Below are 18,481 nucleotides of genomic sequence, written 5' to 3' on the forward strand. Positions count from 1 at the left end.
CCCAGCAATCGGTGCTCATTCGAGAGATTCCTGCTTATGGCCGCAACTCAACAAATCGCTTCCCTGCTTGGCCGCCGCGGTCGATTGGCCCTGGACGATGTGCTGGCCGCCCTGGTGGTGGACGGTCATCTGTCCGCCGAGGACGCCAAACAACTGCGCATGGGCAACCGTGTGGGGCGCAGTTCGGTCGAACTGAATCCGCTGGTGGTGATCGCCAACGCCAAGTTTGTCAATCAGCGCGATCCGGGTCGCCCGCTGAGCCTGGAAGGGCTCACCGAATGGTTGGCCGGCCAGGCCGGTCTGCCTTACCTGAAAATCGATCCGATGAAAATTAATGTGGCGGCGGTCACGCAGGTGGTTAGCCACGCGTACGCCCAACGGCATCGCATCCTGCCAGTGGCCTCATCCACTGGCGAAGTGACGTTCGCGACCGCCGAGCCTTTCGACAACACGTGGTCCAAGGATCTGGCGCAGATGTTGCGCCGGGATGTGCATCGGGTGGTCTCCAGCCCGATCGACATCAACCGGTACTTGCAAGAGTTCTACGGGGTCCAGCGCTCGATTCAGCTTGCCAAGGATGCCAAGAACCAGGGCGGTTATGACACCAGTGCGCTGCTCAACTTCGAGCAATTGCTGGAGTTAGGCAAGGCAGGGGAAGTCGGCGCTGATGATCGCCACGTGGTGCATATTGTCGACTGGTTGCTGCAATACGCATTCGAGCAGCGTGCTTCCGATATTCATCTGGAGCCGCGACGCGAGGCGGGCCTGATGCGTTTTCGCATCGACGGCGTGATGCATAAGGTGTTCGAGCTGCCGCCACCGGTAATGACTGCAGTCACCTCGCGTATCAAGATTCTTTCGCGCATGGACGTGGCGGAAAAGCGCCGTCCGCAAGACGGCCGCATCAAGACACGCGCTATGTCTGGACGCGAAGTGGAGCTGCGTATTTCCAGCATGCCGACCGCATTCGGCGAAAAGCTGGTGATGCGTATTTTCGATCCGGATATCGTCGCCAAGGATTTTTCGCAACTTGGTTTCTCTCCTTCTGAAGATGCGTTGTGGCGTAGCCTGGTCGAGCGGCCGCACGGCATTGTGTTGGTGACGGGGCCGACAGGTTCGGGCAAAACCACCACGCTGTATTCAACGCTGAAACATCTGGCCACGCCGGATATCAACGTCTGTACGGTGGAAGATCCCATCGAAATGGTCTCGCCGGAATTCAACCAGATGCAGGTGCAGCCTTCGATTGATTTGGATTTTGCGGCAGGAGTACGTACGCTGTTGCGTCAGGATCCAGACATCATCATGGTCGGCGAAATCCGCGATCTGGAAACCGCGCAGATGGCAGTGCAGGCATCGCTGACCGGCCATTTGGTGCTTTCCACCTTACATACCAACGATGCACCGAGCGCCGTGACGCGTCTGCTCGATCTTGGCGTGCCGCATTACCTGATCCAGTCGACGGTGAGCGGCATCGTTGCGCAACGCTTAGTGCGTACCTTGTGTCCGCACTGCAAACTGGAAACGCAGCAAGATCCACATGAGTGGACGGTGCTCACGCATGGTTGGTCGATCCCGGTTCCTGAGCGCGTATTCCGGCCGGTGGGCTGCCTGGAATGCCGCAACACCGGCTTCCTCGGACGCACCGGTATCTATGAAATGATGCAACTGAGTCCGCGATTGCGCAGCTTGATCGGTGCCCAGCTCGATCTGATCAAGTTCGGTCAAGCTGCGTTGGCGGAGGGTATGCGTCCATTGCGCATCTCGGCAGCCGACCAGGTCGCACGTGGTTTGACCACAGTGCAAGAGGTACTCACCGTCTTGCCACCGGTTGAGCATATTGAAGATTCCCCACTTGAATGATTTCGCCTGACTTGTCAGCCACTCCATGAAACCTGTTCTGATGAAACCTGTTCTGATCATCCGTACCGGCCAAGCTCCCGACAACATCCGTGCCCGCCACGGTGATTTCCCCTACTGGTTTCGACTGGCCGCACAACTGGAACCGGAGCAGGTACGAGTGGTCAACGTGGCCGCAGGTGAGCGCCTTCCGTCTCCGAAAGAGGTGGCCGGCGCCTTGATTACCGGATCTGCTGCGATGGTGACCGAACGTGCCCCGTGGAGTGAGAACACGGCAGGTTGGATCCGCGATGCCATGGATGTCGACCTGCCACTGCTCGGTGTCTGCTATGGCCATCAGCTCATGTCCCATGCCTTGGGTGGACGTGTCGATTATCTGCCTGGAGGGCGAGAGATCGGCACTGTGTCAATCGAATTGCTGCCCGATGCCAGACAGGATCCATTGACGGAGCACGTGCAGCCCACATTCCGCGCACATGCCACGCATGAGCAGAGCGTTCTGGAGATTCCCCTGAGTGCCAAGGTGCTGGCAGGTTCCGAACGTGATCCGCATCATCTGCTCCGCTACGGACGCAATGCGGTCAGTGTGCAATTCCATCCGGAGTTCAACGCAGACATCATGCGCGCTTATATCAAGCGGAAGCATCACGATATGCGACGGGAAGGGTTTGATCCGCAGCATACTTTCCGCCAGGTTGCCGCAGCGCCGATCGCCCGGCGTCTACTGAAGATGTTTTCGCGACATCACGGACTGAGTCGCGGCGCGCGTTGATCGATTCAGCGATGGCGCGGCGGCATCGGAAATGGTGTCACCTTTTGGCCATCCGCCGCATCGCGAATCGCCAGTGCGCCCTTGCGTTGTAAAGTTTCTTGTTACGCATGACGCCATTTTACCGACGCATGCGGCGCATGATCGCGCCGCGTGACATCAGGGCAAAAACCACCCCGAACAGAAATCCCGCCAAATGAGTCCACCATGCGTAACCGCCATAGCTCGGACCCACATAGCTGAATAGCAATTGCAGCAACGCCCAGATACCGATCAGCAGGAACGCTGGTACCCGCACGAATTCCAAGTAAAAGCCCAGCGGAAGAACCAAGCCCAAACGGGCGTGCGGAAACAGCGATACGTAGGCACCGAGCACGGCGGAAACAGCTCCACTGCAGCCGATGATGGGCCTTCCCTCGCCTGCCAGCGACAGCGCACCGGCAAAATTGGCCACCACGCCTCCCAACAGAAACAGGATGAGAAAGCGTACTGACCCCAATGCACGCTCAGCCGGAACGCCAAAGATCATAAGGAACAGCAAATTGCTCAGCAAATGCAACCAGGCCACATGGATAAAGAGCGCCGTCACCAAGCGCAACAAGGCTGGATCGCGCAATTGCTGCCAAATTGGCTGATGAGCATCGAAGATATGGGCCGGGACCGTGCCCCATTCCAGAAGAAACGTGTTCCGGCGGGGCTCCGGCATCAACGCGAGCACCATGAAGGTAACGACACAGACGAAGATCAGCAGCGCCGCAGCCCAGTGCAAGCGCGGTTGACGTCGGGTCTCAACGTTGACGAACACGCCCTTCTCCTCGGCAAGTGTGTCGGTCGCACTAATCTAGCGACGCATCATATCGGCGATAAACGTGCCCGACTCCGTTCCTGCTTCTGCACGTTCCTGTGGTGGTATGGAACATCCTAACCCGACTTTCGCAACTGGAACGCCAAAAAAACATAACGTGTCGATCTCATTCGCGGCGCATGCTGCCGAACTCAGAAAAATCGGGAAAATTGGCGACCCGTTGCGAAAGTCGGGTTAGAAATCCATGATTGAACGACCCAAGAAGTAGAAGCCCCGCACGAGGCGGGGCTTTGTTTTGCTGTAGCGAGTGCGAGAGGCGGACTTAGAAGTCCATGCCACCCATACCGCCCATGCCGCCGCCCGGGGGGTTGGGCTTTTCTTCCTTCGGCAGCTCGGCCACCATCGCTTCGGTGGTGACGAGCAGGCCGGCCACGGAAGAAGCGTTCTGCAGAGCCAGGCGGGTGACCTTGGTCGGATCCAGGATGCCGAACGCGATCATGTCGCCGAACTCGCCGGTGGCGGCGTTGTAGCCGAAGTTGCCCTTGCCTTCCTTGACCTGATTGACGATCACGGACGGCTCGGCGCCCGCATTGGCGACGATTTCGCGCAGCGGCGCTTCCAGCGCGCGGCGCGTGATGGCGATGCCGTGGTTCTGGTCTTCGTTCTCGCCCTTGAGCTTTTCAATCGCCGTCAGCGTGCGGATCAGCGCCACACCACCGCCAGGCACCACGCCTTCTTCAACGGCGGCGCGAGTCGCGTGCAGGGCGTCTTCCACGCGGGCCTTCTTTTCCTTCATTTCGACTTCGGTGGCAGCACCGACCTTGATCACCGCCACGCCGCCAGCCAGCTTGGCCACACGCTCCTGCAGCTTCTCGCGGTCGTAGTCGGAGGTGGTTTCCTCGATCTGCGCCTTGATCTGCTTGATGCGGGCTTGGATCTTCGCCGCTTCGCCGGCACCGTCGATGATCGTGGTGTTTTCCTTGGTGATCACGACCTTCTTGGCGCGACCCAAATCTTGGATAGTGGCCTTCTCCAACTGCAGGCCCACTTCTTCGGAGATGACCTGGCCGTTGGTGAGGGTGGCCATGTCTTCCAACATCGCCTTGCGGCGGTCGCCGAAGCCCGGCGCCTTCACGGCGGCAACCTTGACGATGCCACGGATGGTGTTGACCACGAGGGTGGCCAGTGCTTCGCCTTCGACTTCTTCGGCAACGATCAGCAGCGGCTTGCCGGCCTTGGCCACGCCTTCCAGCACCGGCAGCATTTCGCGCACGTTGGAGATTTTCTTGTCGTGCAGCAGGATGAAGGGGTCTTCCAGTTCGACCTGCTGGCTCTGCTGGTTGTTGATGAAGTATGGCGAGAGGTAGCCGCGGTCGAACTGCATGCCTTCGACCACGTCGAGTTCGTTCTCAAGACCCGAACCTTCTTCCACTGTGATCACGCCTTCCTTGCCGACCTTCTTCATCGCGGTGGCGATGATGTCGCCGACGGCGACGTCGGAGTTGGCGGAGATGGTGCCGACCTGGGCGATGGCCTTGTCGTCGGCGGTGGGCTTGGAGAGCTTCTTCAGCTCGTCCAGCGCCGTGATCACGGCCTTGTCGATGCCACGCTTCAGATCCATCGGGTTCATGCCGGCTGCCACGGCCTTCAGACCCTCGCGCACGAACGCCTGGGCCAGCACGGTGGCGGTGGTGGTGCCGTCACCGGCGTTGTCGGAGGTCTTGGAGGCGACTTCCTTGACGATCTGGGCGCCCATGTTCTCGTAGGGATCGGCCAGTTCGATTTCCTTGGCGACGGATACGCCGTCCTTGGTGATGGTGGGAGTGCCGAAGCTCTTCTGGAGCACGACATTGCGACCCTTCGGACCCAGGGTGACTTTCACGGCGTTGGCAAGGGTGTTCACACCCTTAAGGATGCGTGCACGGCTGTCTTCACCGAAGCGAACTTCTTTAGCGGCCATAATTTTTTTGCCTCAAAAAAATTGAATTAAGTACGAAAAATCTTGCGAAAGAACTGCGGAAGGAGCCAAAGGCGACTGGTTACGCACTTTTTGCTTCCACGCCTATCGCGCCAAATCAACCCTCGATCACCGCAACGATGTCGTCTTCCTTCAGGAAGACCAACTCTTCGCCATCGATCTTGATATCTTGTCCGGCGTACTTGCCGAACAGCACCACTTCATCCGTCTTGACTGACATCGGACGGACCTTGCCGTCGTCCAGGATCCGGCCTTCACCGGCAGCGAGGACCTTGCCGCGGGTCTGCTTTTCGGTGGCGCTATCGGGAATCACGATGCCGCCGGCGGAGACGCGCTCCTCTTCCAGGCGCTTGACGATGACACGATCGTGCAACGGACGCAGTTTACTCATGGGAAAAACTCCAGCTTTGGCTTGAGGTTAGAGATGGTGGCGACCCCGGCGGCCAGCCTCTTGAAGGCGACTGCTAGCACTCGGGAATTATGAGTGCCAATTCTAGCCTCCAAAAAAACCCCAGGTACAGGGGCCGGCTCGGGTTCCGCAAACCGGAATAGGGGTGGGTGAACCGCTTTCAAGGGTTGTTGTGAAAATTTTTCTGAAGTGCCGCCTACTGCTCCACTCGCCTATCGACAGCGAGGCCCGGAACGTCAACGATTACACCTTGCATCATCAGAAGGCATTGGCCGTGAGTAACGAGCGCTCGCTTCGCGAGGAAATAATCGCCTACGGGCTGAAGCTGACGCCGTCCGGGCTGAGCCAGGGCACGTCGGGCAATCTGAGCATCCGCTTCGAAGGGGGATTCCTGGTCACGCCCAGCGGCGCGCCCTACGAAGACATTATTCCCCAGGACATCGTTTTCGTTGACATGAATGGCTGTTACGACCACCCCCGACGTCCATCGAGCGAGTGGCGCTTCCACCGCGACATTTACGCCGCACGACCGGACGTGGGCGCCGTGGTTCACGCCCATCCACCCTACAGCACCGCGCTTGCGATGTGCCGGATGGATATTCCGGCAGCGCACTACATGATTGCAGTAAGTGGCGGAGATTCGATCCGTTGTGCCAGCTATTACACCTACGGCACGCAGGAGCTGTCCGATGCAGTCATGCAGGCCCTAGATGGACGCCTGGCCTGCCTGTTGGCAAATCACGGCATGATCGCAGCAGGGGCCACGTTGGAGCAGGCTATGTGGCGCGCAGTGGAAGTGGAGACGCTGGCGCGGCAATACGCGCTAGCGCTGCAGATTGGCAAACCTTCACTGCTCAGCGACACGGAAGTGACGCAGGTGTTGGAAAAATTCAGCAACTACGGCCTGATGTCACGCAAAGAATCACCCGACTGAGCATTATTTCCTTTCGTAACCGGCGCCGCTTTTAACTTGACAAAGCCGTTGTTTCGGTACAATGCATACCAAACCCTTCTTCTCCCCCTGGCAAAGCGAAGCATTTATATGTTCTCGCAACCATCGATTCCCGCTGATCAAATACGTACGCATTATCTTGCGCCATTTGGCCTTACTGTCTTGTTAAGACAAGGCGCGCCTGGGCAAGCGGTTGACTCGTTATTAATCGGCACACCTGAACAGTTTGGGATGATCCTATTTGTGTCGTCACTCGATGCCGAAATTTATCGATTGCATGCGCAAACGCTAGGCGAAAATTGGATACGGCACCCTTTTGAGACTATTGCGTTCCAATACGCAGTTCAGCGCCTAGGAGTGGCTTCAATTTATCTTGCCTTTGGTTTCTTTGGAAATAGCCATAGGCAACTCATACTAGGAGCATCCGGATGTTTGCTGTTACCGTATTTCGCACAATTATTCGGTCCGCTAGAGCAACCGAACGAACCGACGACTTTTCAGTTTTCCACGCAAATCTTTAACGCCATCGAGCATGAATGGGCATCCATCGGCGAACCTTATTACGCACAGACCGTCGATAAACTCAATCGTATGGCGATAACGCAGCATGGTGCGAACGAGCTGCGAAAATTGGCAGAAAAAGCTTTGTACAAGGCTAGTTTCAGTCTTCGCACGACAAACGAAGAATCTCCAACCTGGGCTTTATATGTACCCAATGCCGATTCATGGCAAATCGGCTCAAAAGAAGACCCATTCGACTTACACTAAATACGCCATATTGTATTCATTTCCGATCATACTGAAAAATTCATATTCAATCGGAAGCATCCCAAAACGTTCGCCTCGCGATCTGTAACCATGACATCCACATGCGCATCTACGGCGCCATGGGACAGCACACAAGTTCCCCAATAACAATCGATCACTTGCTTTTCTTCTAATAGGCTTGAATCCTCCGTCGCGGGGCGACGTATAGTGATATCGTCATCTACTTTCAGCTCCGGCTTGGTCAACGTGTTCTCGTTAGCTAACTTTATATTAGTCAGCATGGCCGAATACTCAGCCCGCATAGACATCGTAGTTGGCCGTATCCGTAAATAGGTACCGTTTGGAACATTCAATAGAATCTCGCCGCTGTTACGTCCCATTTGCTTTGGCGCATTTGGCACGATCACATAACAGCACTTTGCCTCCGCCACCGTGGGTGTATCTGGTTCGCGACTAGGCTCAGCGCCTTGAGAAAGCAGTGCATGAGCATCAATAACCATAATCACATCAGTCACTGATGCCGCCGTCTTATCATCATGATGTGTTCGTGAGGTTAACAAAGACATAGACTCTAGCCTCGTAGAGTTGGTTCGCCCACAGGCGAACCAACCTAAATGACGAAAATGAAGTATCAGGAATTTCTAATGGTGATAAATGGATCCCATTGATAGCAGCCTTTAAGGTTTCCATCACGATCCAGGATCTGGAATTGAAAATGATAAGTTACTCTCCCGGTTGATAGCGTTTCAGCCGTCCAGAAGTAATTCTTAACCGTCTGCTTGTTGGGCTTTTTGGGGTCTTGAGCATTAGGTACAGGCACAGTGACCGTAGCTTCGCGTGGCGCAGGCGCCGTGATGAGCTCTTTGTTCGCGGTACCCACAAATTTATAGAAAATAACTTGCTGTTCGAATCCGAGCGACATGGATGCTTCACGCCACCTAACCACATCGCCTACAGCTGCTTTAACGTCAAGCTCACCACCTGCTTGACCGCTAACGACTTGGCCTTGTGTCACTGTCATATAGATATACTTCGGGTCGATGACTGGTGGATTGTCCATACTGTTGTTCGGACCATATTTGTCGAGTATGGCTTTGGTATCAATCGATGCAAGGACGTCTGTTACTATAGACATAAACCCTCCTAGTAGTTGGCTTTGGTATTAGCGGCTTTCCACAGATATGGCCAAATCGCTTAACTATTTATAAGCAATTACATCAACCGTCTACCGGCGGCATAGCTAGTCACATCTGTCACGCTCCATAAATTTACTTGCACCCTGATATGCCTAAACGCGATAGCTGTGGTTACCACTATTATTAGACTGCTACTTTTTATGTGATTAGTATGTGACTACTTGGCTGGCCCTGAAGAATTGGAAGTCATGGGGGCATGGTCGAAAAAACATAAGGCCGCAGTACGAGCGTCGAACGCCGACTGAGCCATAATCGTCTTCATGCCCGCGTGTGCGCCCCTGATGCTGGAGTTGGAATGCGTTTGCCTCGTTACAGCCGTGCCGCTGCGCACCTGCTAGTCCTAATGATCTTGTTGCTGTGCGCTTCTGTCACCGGGGCCCAGGAGGACACCCATAACCTGCTACCTGTGACGGAGGCCTACAAGCTCACTGCCGACAGCAGCACGCCCGGCGTGGTGAAGCTGCACTGGGCCATCGCACAGGACTACTACCTCTATCGCGGACGAATGAACTTCAAGGGTGGCGATGACGTCACCCTCGGTGCCGCGCAACTTCCCGATGGCGAAAAGCACGATGATCCGTATCTCGGTCCAGTCGAGATCTATCACCACCACGTCGACGCCACCATTCCCTACACACTCGCGCCCAGTGCCATCAGACTCACACTGAGCGTACGCTATCAGGGCTGCCACGAAATCGAACCGAAGATCTGCTATCCGCCGCATACCGAACAGCTCGACCTGCCGATTCCCGCCAGCGCAGCAAGCCCGGGTAATAAACTGAGTGACTTGCTGGATTCACGTCCTTCAGCACTCACCGGCGACAGCAATGCCCCGCTGCCGGCCGAGCAGGCCTTCCAGTTCAGCGCCATTGCACAGGACTCGCGCCACCTGCTGTTGCGCTGGACGATGCCCAAGGGTTATTACCTGTATCGCGACCAGACCAAGCTGTCGCTCAAAGATGCGCCGCAACTCACGCTCACGCCGACGTGGCCCGCTGGCACACCACACCAAGATGCGCATTTCGGCAATACTACGGTGTATTTCGATGATGTGACCTTGCCAGTGACAGTGAACGGCGAGGTGGCATCATTCAAGACCCTTGCCCTGATCGCCAGCTTCCAGGGGTGCCAGGATGGCGGTCTGTGCTACCCGCCGATGACGCGCGAAGTGAATATCGATTTGGCCAGCGGCAGCTCTGCGACGGTTGAAACCGTGCAAGACCCTGCTCCGCAGAGGCCACTAGCCAGCGCAAAAGCCGACTCGCTCAACGTCAGCTTCTGGTCCGCACTGCTACTCGCCTTTGGCGGGGGTTTGATTCTGAACTTGATGCCGTGTGTGTTGCCGGTGCTTTCAATCAAAGCGCTTGGCTTGCTGGAGAGCGCCGAGAACCCGGCACGTCGCCGCATGCATGCGCTGATGTATACGGCCGGCGTGCTGGTCAGTTTCGTCGCGTTGGGCCTGGTGATCATTGCACTGAAAACCGCATGGGGCGCGCATTTGCAAAGTCCGCTGGTGGTGGCAGTGTTGTCGCTGATGATGCTGGCCGTCGCTCTATCAATGTCAGGCGTCGTGCAATTTGGGGCCTCTTGGGGCAATACCGGCAGCACGCTGGCGAATCGCTCGGGGCCAGCCGGCGATTTCTTCACCGGTGTATTGGCTGTTGTAGTGGCAAGCCCGTGCACCGCGCCTTTCATGGGCACTGCCCTGGCCTATGCGTTCGTTGCCCCGGTGCCAAGCGCCATGCTGGTTTTCCTGGCGCTCGGTCTCGGTCTGGCCCTGCCTTTCCTTGCGGTAGGCTTTATTCCCGCGCTCTCGCGGCTACTGCCGCGCCCTGGCCGCTGGATGGAAACGCTGAAGGAAGTGCTGGCGTTTCCGATGTACCTCACCGCCACATGGCTGGCATGGGTGCTGGCAAATCAGCGCGGCGCAGATGCCGTGGGCCTGCTGCTGGTCACCGCCGTGCTGCTGGCGATGACGCTATGGTGGTTTGAGCGTAGTCGTGAACGCGGCGCATTCAGTCGCGTGCTGGTTGTGCTGCTGGCCCTGATGACGCTGGTTCCGCTGTACTACCTCAAAACCCTTCCGCCAGCTGCCCGAGTTTCGGGCGGCAATGCCACCACGGTCGCTTTTTCTCCGGAAAAACTCGACGAACTGCGCAAAGCCGGCACGCCCGTTTTCGTGGACATGACCGCGGACTGGTGCGTGACCTGCAAGGCGAACGAACATGCCGTGCTCAGCGGCGATGGCTTTCAGGCGCTGCTCAAGCGCACCGGTACGGTCTACATGAAAGGTGATTGGACCGATGAGAACCCAACCATCACGGCCTTCCTGCAGGCATACCACTCGCCAGGCGTGCCACTGTATGTGGTGTTCCCCAAGAACGGCCCGGGACGACAGTTGCCGACAGTATTGACGCACTCACTGGTGGAAGAGGCGTTGGTGGAAGCGGCCAAGTAGGCCGCTCCATCCGTGCGGTGAGGCTCTATGACTTTGGTTTAGGCCATGGAACCGTGCGCTTCATGTACTCATCGAACAGCGGCACGGTAAATTCCGTATCCCCATGCGCTGGGCTGTAGATCATGCCTTTCTTGATGAGGCCATTGCGCACCGGCCCGATACTCTGCACTTTCACACCGAGCATGTCCGCAATGTCGCCAGAGCGCTGTGGACCAGACCCAAGCTCGGCCAGTGCACGCATATAGTTTTTTTCCGCGGGCGTCGTGCGGTCGAAGCGCACTCGAAAAAAGCCGGTATCCAGTCGCCGTATGGCACGCAAGGTCGCCTCGCGCACGTCGTCAAGATCAATCATCGGACCATTGGACACATTCCAAGCCTGATAACCCCATTCCTGCAGGAAGTAGGCATAGCCTTTGGTGACGCGCCGAATCTCGTCGATGGCGTCAGCGGTAAACGCTGCGTTCTCGCGTTGCACCGGCCCTTGCAGGGCATCTGTTGCCGCGTCCGCGTCCAGGGCATCAATAGGTGGGTAATCGAATAAACGTTCCGCGTAGGATTTCGATTTGCCCGCCAAACCGACTAACTGAGGCAAACCGGCGCCAATGAACGCGACCGGCAATTGATGCTGCGACACTCTGTGCATCGCCATGATCAGCGCACTAAGCTCTGTCTCTCTGAGGTACTGCAACTCATCCATGATGAGCACGACAGGCGTGCCGCGATCGGCACCCGCTTCGCCTAGCGCCTCGATCAAATCCGGCAGATCGTGTTCGAGGTCACCACTGTCCCCAGTTCCAACTTCCGGGTCGACGTCAAGGCTGATTTCGATGTCGCCTGCTTTTACCTTGACGTTGCCAAGAAAGCTGCGCAGTACGCGCAGACCGCGTTTCACCTGCGTGCTTACTCGCCCCATCATGTCCATGGTCAACAGCGCCTGTCGCAGTTTCGGCGCAAGCAGTGCGGGCAGCGTCTTGTTCTCGTGGACTTCGATGTAGATAGCCACGTAGCCTGTGTTTTCAGCCGTGGCACGGATACGGTTCAGCAGAACGGTTTTGCCCACACCGCGCAGGCCGACCATCAGCAGGCTTTTTTCGTATCGCCCTTGCTTGGTCCGATGGAGCAACAACTCAGCCTGGTCGAGCAAGGCGGAGCGGCCGGCCAGCTCAGGCGGCGGCGTGCCGGCTCCGGGCGAGAAAGGATTGCGGTTCTTGTCCACTGACTAAAATTGTATGGCGAGTTTACGCGAGTATACAGATGAGACTATAAACTTCCTACACATCCCCGGCTCGACGCAAAGCCATCCCCTACAGGAAGCCACCTAGGACGCGATCTACGCATGCTCAGCCGCACCCATCTCCTGATCCTCTCCCTAGCCTTGCTCGCCGCCATTGCCGGTGGCTGGCTGCAGCGCCAAAACCATCCGACACGCGCTCCGACTGGGGTTCATGTCGCGAACGTCGGCGATCTTCGCCCGGACCTGGCGCTGCTGGACCTCCACGGCAAGGAGCACCGACTATCGGAATTCCAGGGCAAGCGCGTACTGATCAACTTCTGGGCAAGCTGGTGCGCTCCTTGTTTGGCCGAGATGCCTGAGCTGGACGCTGCCCAGCACAAATTCCGCGATCAGGGAGCAATCGTGCTGGGTATTGCCATGGATGCGCCGACCCGCGTACAGGCCTTCCTTGCCAGCCATCCGGTTGATTACCCGATCCTGATCGGCCAACTGGATACGCCCAGCACCTCTCTTCGCTTCGGCGACACCGACGAGGTGTTACCTTTCAGCGTGTTGCTGGACGAACAGGGCCACGTACTCGCCACTCACCGTGGCCCGCTCGACCATGCATTGCTCGCCAGGTGGCTATCACCCGCAGTCGCGCTGTGAAGCGGCTTTCGGATTGCATACGCCCACGCACGGTTCAGCTCGCGCTTCTCCTTCAAACATCGCCGAACTACGTCGAACTGGACAACATCCTCGACAGAGCGCACACTGCGCGCGTTCTGAGGCGCCCGGGGGCGGCCTGGAGTCCATCATGGCGAAGCTGCTGGTCCTGCACGGACCCAATCTCAACTTGCTTGGCGTGCGCGAACCGGAGATCTACGGCCGGGACACACTCGCTGATATCAACCATCGGCTGGCGCAACACGCACAAGCGGCTGGGCACGCGCTGGACTGGTACCAGTCCAATGCCGAGCATGAGCTGATCGGGCGCATCCATCAGGCTCGCGACGAACAGATTTCCTACATCCTGATCAATCCGGGTGCCTTTACCCACACCAGCGTTGCCCTGCGCGATGCCCTGGCCGCGGTAGCCATTCCATTTATCGAGCTACACATGAGCAACGTGCACGCCCGCGAGCCGTTCCGCCGCCACTCCTACCTGTCCGACCTGGCGATGGGTGTGATCTGCGGCTTTGGCAGCGACAGCTATCGCCTGGCACTAGATATCACCCTGACCAAGCTTGAAGCAAAGCAGGCCGGCCAGTTCACCCGCACCCCTTAATCTTTCACCTTCCGGCCACCCAAGCTGCGGCCCCCAAACCCTGAGAAGGCAAGACCTATGGATCTGCGCAAGATCAAAAAACTGATCGACCTGCTCGAGGAGTCCAACCTCGCCGAACTGGAAATCAAAGAAGGCGAGGAAGTCGTCCGCCTGTCGCGCGTCCCCAAGGGCAGCGTCACCGTCGCTGCTGCACCGACTGCCGTGCATGCTCCGGCCCCAGCAGTCGTCACTCCGGTCGTGACCCCTGCCGCAGCACTCGTCGCCGACCAGGTCGCCAACAACCTGCCAGCCGGTCACGTGGTCAAGGCGCCGATGGTCGGCACCTTCTATGCCTCGGCCAGCCCGGGCGCCCCAGCCTTCGTGAATGTGGGCCAGCAAGTGAAGGCCGGTGAGACGCTTGGCATCATCGAAGCGATGAAGATGTTCAACCAGATCGAAGCCGATGTCGGTGGCACCGTGCAAGCGATCCTGATCGATAACGGCCAACCGGTGGAATTCGATCAACCGATGTTCGTGATCGCCTGAAAAGCTGGGAATCGTGAATCGGGAATCGTTAAAGCGTCCCCACGAAGGCTTGGACGTTTGGCAAAGGGCGATGGCTCTCGTCGAACTCATTTATGCGTGTTCCTCGAAGTTCCCGGATGCTGAAAGGTTTGGACTGACTGCGCAGATACGCCGCGCAGCAGTTAGCGTCCCTTCGAACATAGCCGAAGGCGCCGCACGCCGCTCGACCCCTGAACTCCTCCGATTCCTTTCCATCTCGCGTGGATCACTTTCTGAACTTGACACTCAATGGCGTATCGCCACCCGACTTGGTTATATCAAACCTTCAGCCGATATCGATGAGCACATTGACGATGTCTTTTCCATGCTGACCGGCCTGATGAATTCGCTCCAAGCACGAGGATCCGCCCGATGACACGGCTTTTTCCGATTTGCGATTCCCGATTTACGATTCCCGGCGACCTATTCCCATGAAGCTAGAAAAAGTCCTCATTGCCAATCGCGGCGAAATAGCACTACGCATACTTCGCGCATGCAACAGTCTTGGAATCAGAACTGTCGCAGTGCACTCCACGGCAGATCGCAATCTCAAGCACGTGGGTCTTGCCGATGAAGCCATCTGCATTGGCCCTGCACCCTCGACCGACAGTTATCTCAATATTCCGCGCATCATCGCGGCCGCGGAAATCACCGACGCCAATGCGATTCATCCGGGCTACGGCTTTCTTGCCGAGCGCGCGGATTTTGCTGAGCAAGTGGAACAATCCGGCTTCATCTTCATTGGCCCGACGGCCGACGTGATTCGCATGATGGGCGACAAGGTCGAGGCCATTCGCGCGATGAAATCCGCAGGTGTGCCATGCGTGCCCGGCTCGGGCGGGCCACTCGGCGACGATGTCGAAGAGAGCATGCACATTGCGCGCGAGATCGGCTATCCCGTAATCATCAAAGCATCTGGCGGCGGCGGCGGCCGCGGCATGCGCGTGGTGCGCACCGAAGCGCATCTAAGCAATGCCATCACCATGACCAAGCAGGAGGCCAAAGCAGCCTTCGGCAACGATCAGGTGTACATGGAAAAATTCCTGGAGAATCCGCGTCATGTGGAAATCCAAGTGCTTGCCGACGGCCAGGGTAATGCCATCCATCTGGGCGAACGCGATTGCTCGATGCAACGTCGCCACCAGAAGGTGGTGGAAGAAGCACCCGCACCAGGCGTTACACCCGAACTGCGCGCACAGATAGGCAAGGTGTGCGTGGATGCCTGCCTACGCATCGGTTATCGCGGCGCGGGCACGTTCGAATTCCTGTTCGAAAACGACCAGTTCTACTTCATCGAAATGAACACGCGTATCCAGGTGGAGCATCCCGTGACGGAATGGATCACGGGCGTGGATCTGGTACGCGAGCAGTTGCTGGTCGCCGCCGGCGAAAAGCTCTCGATTCGACAGGAAGACATCAAGATCCACGGGCATGCGATCGAATGCCGCATCAATGCGGAAGATCCCGAGACCTTCATGCCCTCGCCGGGCACGGTGAAGCGTTTCGAAGCACCAGGCGGCCCCGGCGTGCGCGTAGATACGCACTTGTATGACGGCTACAAGATTCCGCCAAACTACGACTCGATGATCGGCAAATTGATCGTGCACGGCCCAGATCGCGAAACAGCGATTGCACGCATGCGCCTGGCGCTGGCCGAAACGGTGATCGAAGGCGTCAAATGCAATATTCCGCTGCAGCAGCGCATCATGAACGACGTCGGATTCCAGCAAGGTGGACAGAACATCCACTATCTGGAAAAGCGCATGGCGGAGCATTAAGGAACATCCGCACAGCGGCCATTAAGGCAACGCGCTTCTCACCCCACCCTACGGAACGCCGATGCCCTGGCTCGAACTCTCCCTGATCGCCCGCGCCGAACAACAACCTCGCGTGGAAGAAGCACTGGACGATTTGGGTGCGCTCTCGATCACACTCCAGGATGCCGACGCGGAAACACCTGACGAACAGGCCATCTTTGAGCCCGGCGTGGGTGAACTGCCGTTGTGGCCGACGATCACCCTGAATGCATTGTTCGACGCCGATACCGACCGGCGTGGTCTCGCCAAAACACTGAGCGAACGGCTGCCCTGGCTGGAGCCCGATCAGCTTAGCTTCCGCGATGTTGCCGACGAGGACTGGGAACGCGCGTGGATGGACCAGTTCAAGCCGATGCTGTTCGGTCGCCGACTGTGGATCTATCCATGGAACATCGAGCCGCCCGAGGACGACAGTGTCGTCGTCCGCCTTGACCCGGGCCTGGCCTTCGGCAGCGGCACGCACCCGACCACAGCACTATGCCTGGAATGGCTCGATGGCCTCGACCTGGCCGGCAAGCACGTGATCGACTACGGCTGCGGCTCGGGCATCCTGGCCATTGCGGCGCTCAAGCTTGGCGCCGCCTGTGCAGTGGGCGTGGACAACGATCCGCAGGCACTCACCGCATCGGCCGACAACGCCGAGCGCAATAACGTCGCCGAGCGGCTGACGCTGTTCTTGCCCGAAGATTTCGCCGACGAACCGGCCGATGTTTTCATCGCCAACATTCTTGCCGGGCCTTTAGGCGAACTGGCGCCCACGTTTGCCGCAACCACAAAACCCGGAGCACCGTTTGCTATCTCCGGTATTCTGCAAGGCCAGCAGGATGAACTGCTTGCCTGTTATGGCGAATGGTTCGATGCACTGCGCGTGGATACGCGTGAAGACTGGATCCGCATCAGCGGGCAACGACGCCCTATCCCCTTCGGGAAGGGGCTGGGGTAAGGGACGCAATCGTGCGTCAACGGTGATTCGAAGTACGCTCCGATATCGCTTGGTGCAAGCCCCGACCCCTCACCTCAATCCTCTCCCCCAAGGGAGGAGGCGAACGCAAAAGCCACATGTATACACAATGCCCCGAATGCCTGTCCGTATTTTCAGTGGATGCGCGCACGCTCGCGCAGGCACACGGCTTTGTCATGTGCGGACATTGCAGTGCAAGCTTTGATTGCATCAGCACACTGGCTGATCACTTGCCGCCGGAACCGTTTGCCGAGCTTCCCTCGCATGAGCCCAGCGTGGAGCCCCCGACAGTCGGGCGGGTGGTGTATCGGCCACAACCGACGTCGCCGGAAACGGCTACGTCGGAAGAAACATTGCAGCCCCTGCGCGACGAATTCGCCAATCTCGTCGTTACGCCACGTTTTGCCTGCGATCAACGCATCAACAAGCCGCACCGCTGGCCGTGGATCATAGCTTGCACGCTTTTGCTACTCGGCCTGCTCGCACAGCTTGCGTGGGCCTTGCGCGATAGCCTGATTGCTGACGCTACCGTCGGCCCCCTGCTGCAACAGGCATGTACCGCACTGCCATGTCAACTGCCACCCGTACGCGATCTCGACAAGCTGCGCTTGTTGGCACGCGACGTGCAATCGCACCCCACCGTTCCCGGCGCCCTGCTTATCAGTGCGACGCTGCGCAACGATGCAGGCTTTACGCAGCCATGGCCTGTTGTCGTTATTCACCTTTCCGATGGCAATGGCAAAGTCATTGCCATGCGTCGCTTGAATCCGTACGAATACCTCGATGACACCGACGCATTGCGTCGCGGACTTGCCCCCGGTGCTAGCACAGCTTTGGTCTTTGAGGTAGAGGATCCGGGTCATCAAGCCGTCGCCTTTGAACTGGGTTTTGAATAGACCCGCTTAGTGCCTGTTCGGCATAGCCTTATGATTTTTCTTGCCCGAAGGCTCTTAATTTTGTCGCCCGTCGCGAGTACACTCGATCCCTCGCGTAAAAGTAAAGCGCGACTGCCGACCCGCCGCGAAAGCGGTAACTGCCATAAACATGGCAACGGCCACTGCAGCCGTTGCGAGAGTACGTGAGGGGAAATGTCCTTGAACGCCGTCAGACTGCCTGTCAACGAGGCCGCTCGTGAAACCTCGTCGCAGAGCGCACTGAGTGAATGCGTCAGCCGCACCGTACGCCGCTATCTTGCGGACATCGGCGACACGTCATGTGACGAAGGTCTGCACGCACTGGTGACTCGTGAAGTCGAAGGTCCGCTACTGCGTGAAGTACTGGCATTTCACGATGGCAACCAGAGCCGCGCAGCAACTGTGCTCGGCATCAATCGCGCTACCTTGCGCAAGAAGCTTGCGGCCCACGGCCTGCTCTGACGCTTCGGTTCTGCACGTCGTTTAGACGTCCAAACAACCTGCCCCAAAACCCAGCCAAGCATGGCCGGCCGCGCTATACTGTTCGGCT

General features: G+C 57.8%; 19 protein-coding genes. 13 read left to right on the forward strand and 6 right to left on the reverse strand.

Features of this window, described 5'->3' with window-relative positions:
• Positions 1-36: 36 nt before the first annotated feature.
• A complete protein-coding gene (locus EO087_RS09330) occupies positions 37-1,863 on the forward strand; it encodes a GspE/PulE family protein (RefSeq protein WP_128898628.1) in 1,827 nt (608 codons plus the stop codon).
• A 40-nt stretch (positions 1,864-1,903) separates the two neighbouring features.
• Positions 1,904-2,632, forward strand: coding sequence for a glutamine amidotransferase (locus EO087_RS09335; protein WP_128898629.1), 729 nt, complete (start codon positions 1,904-1,906; stop codon positions 2,630-2,632).
• A gap of 118 nt (positions 2,633-2,750) precedes the next feature.
• On the opposite strand, the gene EO087_RS09345 is transcribed toward EO087_RS09335, so the two are convergent.
• The 3 genes from EO087_RS09345 to EO087_RS09355 form a co-directional block, all read right to left on the reverse strand.
• A complete protein-coding gene (locus EO087_RS09345; RefSeq protein WP_240669011.1) occupies positions 2,751-3,434 on the reverse strand; it encodes a rhomboid family intramembrane serine protease in 684 nt (227 codons plus the stop codon).
• Positions 3,435-3,756: 322 nt separating this feature from the next.
• Complete coding sequence (gene groL, locus EO087_RS09350; protein WP_128898630.1) at positions 3,757-5,394, reverse strand: chaperonin GroEL; 1,638 nt, start codon at positions 5,392-5,394, stop codon at positions 3,757-3,759.
• 115 nt (positions 5,395-5,509) lie between these two features.
• Complete coding sequence (locus EO087_RS09355) at positions 5,510-5,803, reverse strand: co-chaperone GroES (RefSeq protein WP_128898631.1); 294 nt, start codon at positions 5,801-5,803, stop codon at positions 5,510-5,512.
• Between the two features lie 190 nt (positions 5,804-5,993).
• Here EO087_RS09355 and EO087_RS09360 point away from each other — a divergent pair, with 190 nt between their 5' ends.
• A complete protein-coding gene (locus EO087_RS09360) occupies positions 5,994-6,755 on the forward strand; it encodes a class II aldolase/adducin family protein (protein ID WP_240669012.1) in 762 nt (253 codons plus the stop codon).
• Positions 6,756-6,863: 108 nt separating this feature from the next.
• Complete coding sequence (locus EO087_RS09365) at positions 6,864-7,541, forward strand: hypothetical protein (RefSeq protein WP_128898632.1); 678 nt, start codon at positions 6,864-6,866, stop codon at positions 7,539-7,541.
• Positions 7,542-7,567: 26 nt separating this feature from the next.
• On the opposite strand, the gene EO087_RS09370 is transcribed toward EO087_RS09365, so the two are convergent.
• Together EO087_RS09370 and EO087_RS09375 are read right to left on the reverse strand one after the other, a co-directional pair.
• Positions 7,568-8,107, reverse strand: a complete 540-nt coding sequence (locus EO087_RS09370) for an AidA/PixA family protein (RefSeq protein WP_128898633.1) — start codon at positions 8,105-8,107, stop codon at positions 7,568-7,570.
• A 65-nt stretch (positions 8,108-8,172) separates the two neighbouring features.
• Positions 8,173-8,676, reverse strand: coding sequence for an inclusion body family protein (locus EO087_RS09375; RefSeq protein WP_128898634.1), 504 nt, complete (start codon positions 8,674-8,676; stop codon positions 8,173-8,175).
• Positions 8,677-9,032: 356 nt separating this feature from the next.
• Here EO087_RS09375 and EO087_RS09380 point away from each other — a divergent pair, with 356 nt between their 5' ends.
• Positions 9,033-11,195, forward strand: coding sequence for a protein-disulfide reductase DsbD (locus EO087_RS09380; protein ID WP_128898635.1), 2,163 nt, complete (start codon positions 9,033-9,035; stop codon positions 11,193-11,195).
• A 25-nt stretch (positions 11,196-11,220) separates the two neighbouring features.
• On the opposite strand, the gene EO087_RS09385 is transcribed toward EO087_RS09380, so the two are convergent.
• Positions 11,221-12,411, reverse strand: coding sequence for an ATP-binding protein (locus tag EO087_RS09385; protein ID WP_128898636.1), 1,191 nt, complete (start codon positions 12,409-12,411; stop codon positions 11,221-11,223).
• A 120-nt stretch (positions 12,412-12,531) separates the two neighbouring features.
• Here EO087_RS09385 and EO087_RS09390 point away from each other — a divergent pair, with 120 nt between their 5' ends.
• The 8 genes from EO087_RS09390 (at position 12,532) to EO087_RS09425 (ending at position 18,393) form a co-directional block, all read left to right on the forward strand.
• Positions 12,532-13,077 carry a TlpA disulfide reductase family protein gene (locus EO087_RS09390; RefSeq protein WP_128898637.1) on the forward strand — a complete coding sequence of 182 codons (546 nt, stop codon included), beginning with the start codon at positions 12,532-12,534 and terminating at the stop codon, positions 13,075-13,077.
• A 148-nt stretch (positions 13,078-13,225) separates the two neighbouring features.
• Positions 13,226-13,696, forward strand: coding sequence for a type II 3-dehydroquinate dehydratase (gene aroQ / locus EO087_RS09395; RefSeq protein WP_128898638.1), 471 nt, complete (start codon positions 13,226-13,228; stop codon positions 13,694-13,696).
• Between the two features lie 57 nt (positions 13,697-13,753).
• Complete coding sequence (gene accB, locus EO087_RS09400) at positions 13,754-14,221, forward strand: acetyl-CoA carboxylase biotin carboxyl carrier protein (RefSeq protein ID WP_128898639.1); 468 nt, start codon at positions 13,754-13,756, stop codon at positions 14,219-14,221.
• 70 nt (positions 14,222-14,291) lie between these two features.
• Positions 14,292-14,615, forward strand: a complete 324-nt coding sequence (locus EO087_RS09405; RefSeq protein ID WP_343132802.1) for a four helix bundle protein — start codon at positions 14,292-14,294, stop codon at positions 14,613-14,615.
• A 55-nt stretch (positions 14,616-14,670) separates the two neighbouring features.
• Entirely contained in the window at positions 14,671-16,017 is a 1,347-nt protein-coding gene (gene accC / locus EO087_RS09410) for an acetyl-CoA carboxylase biotin carboxylase subunit (protein WP_128898641.1), read from the forward strand.
• A 61-nt stretch (positions 16,018-16,078) separates the two neighbouring features.
• Entirely contained in the window at positions 16,079-16,999 is a 921-nt protein-coding gene (gene prmA, locus EO087_RS09415) for a 50S ribosomal protein L11 methyltransferase (protein WP_128898642.1), read from the forward strand.
• Positions 17,000-17,115: 116 nt separating this feature from the next.
• Entirely contained in the window at positions 17,116-17,913 is a 798-nt protein-coding gene (locus EO087_RS09420) for a zinc-ribbon and DUF3426 domain-containing protein (RefSeq protein ID WP_128898643.1), read from the forward strand.
• A gap of 192 nt (positions 17,914-18,105) precedes the next feature.
• Positions 18,106-18,393 carry a helix-turn-helix domain-containing protein gene (locus tag EO087_RS09425; RefSeq protein WP_128898644.1) on the forward strand — a complete coding sequence of 96 codons (288 nt, stop codon included), beginning with the start codon at positions 18,106-18,108 and terminating at the stop codon, positions 18,391-18,393.
• The last annotated feature ends 88 nt before the right edge of the window (positions 18,394-18,481 follow it).

Origin of the sequence: Dyella sp. M7H15-1 (genome assembly GCF_004114615.1) — a bacterium.
GTDB lineage: Bacteria > Pseudomonadota > Gammaproteobacteria > Xanthomonadales > Rhodanobacteraceae > Dyella_B.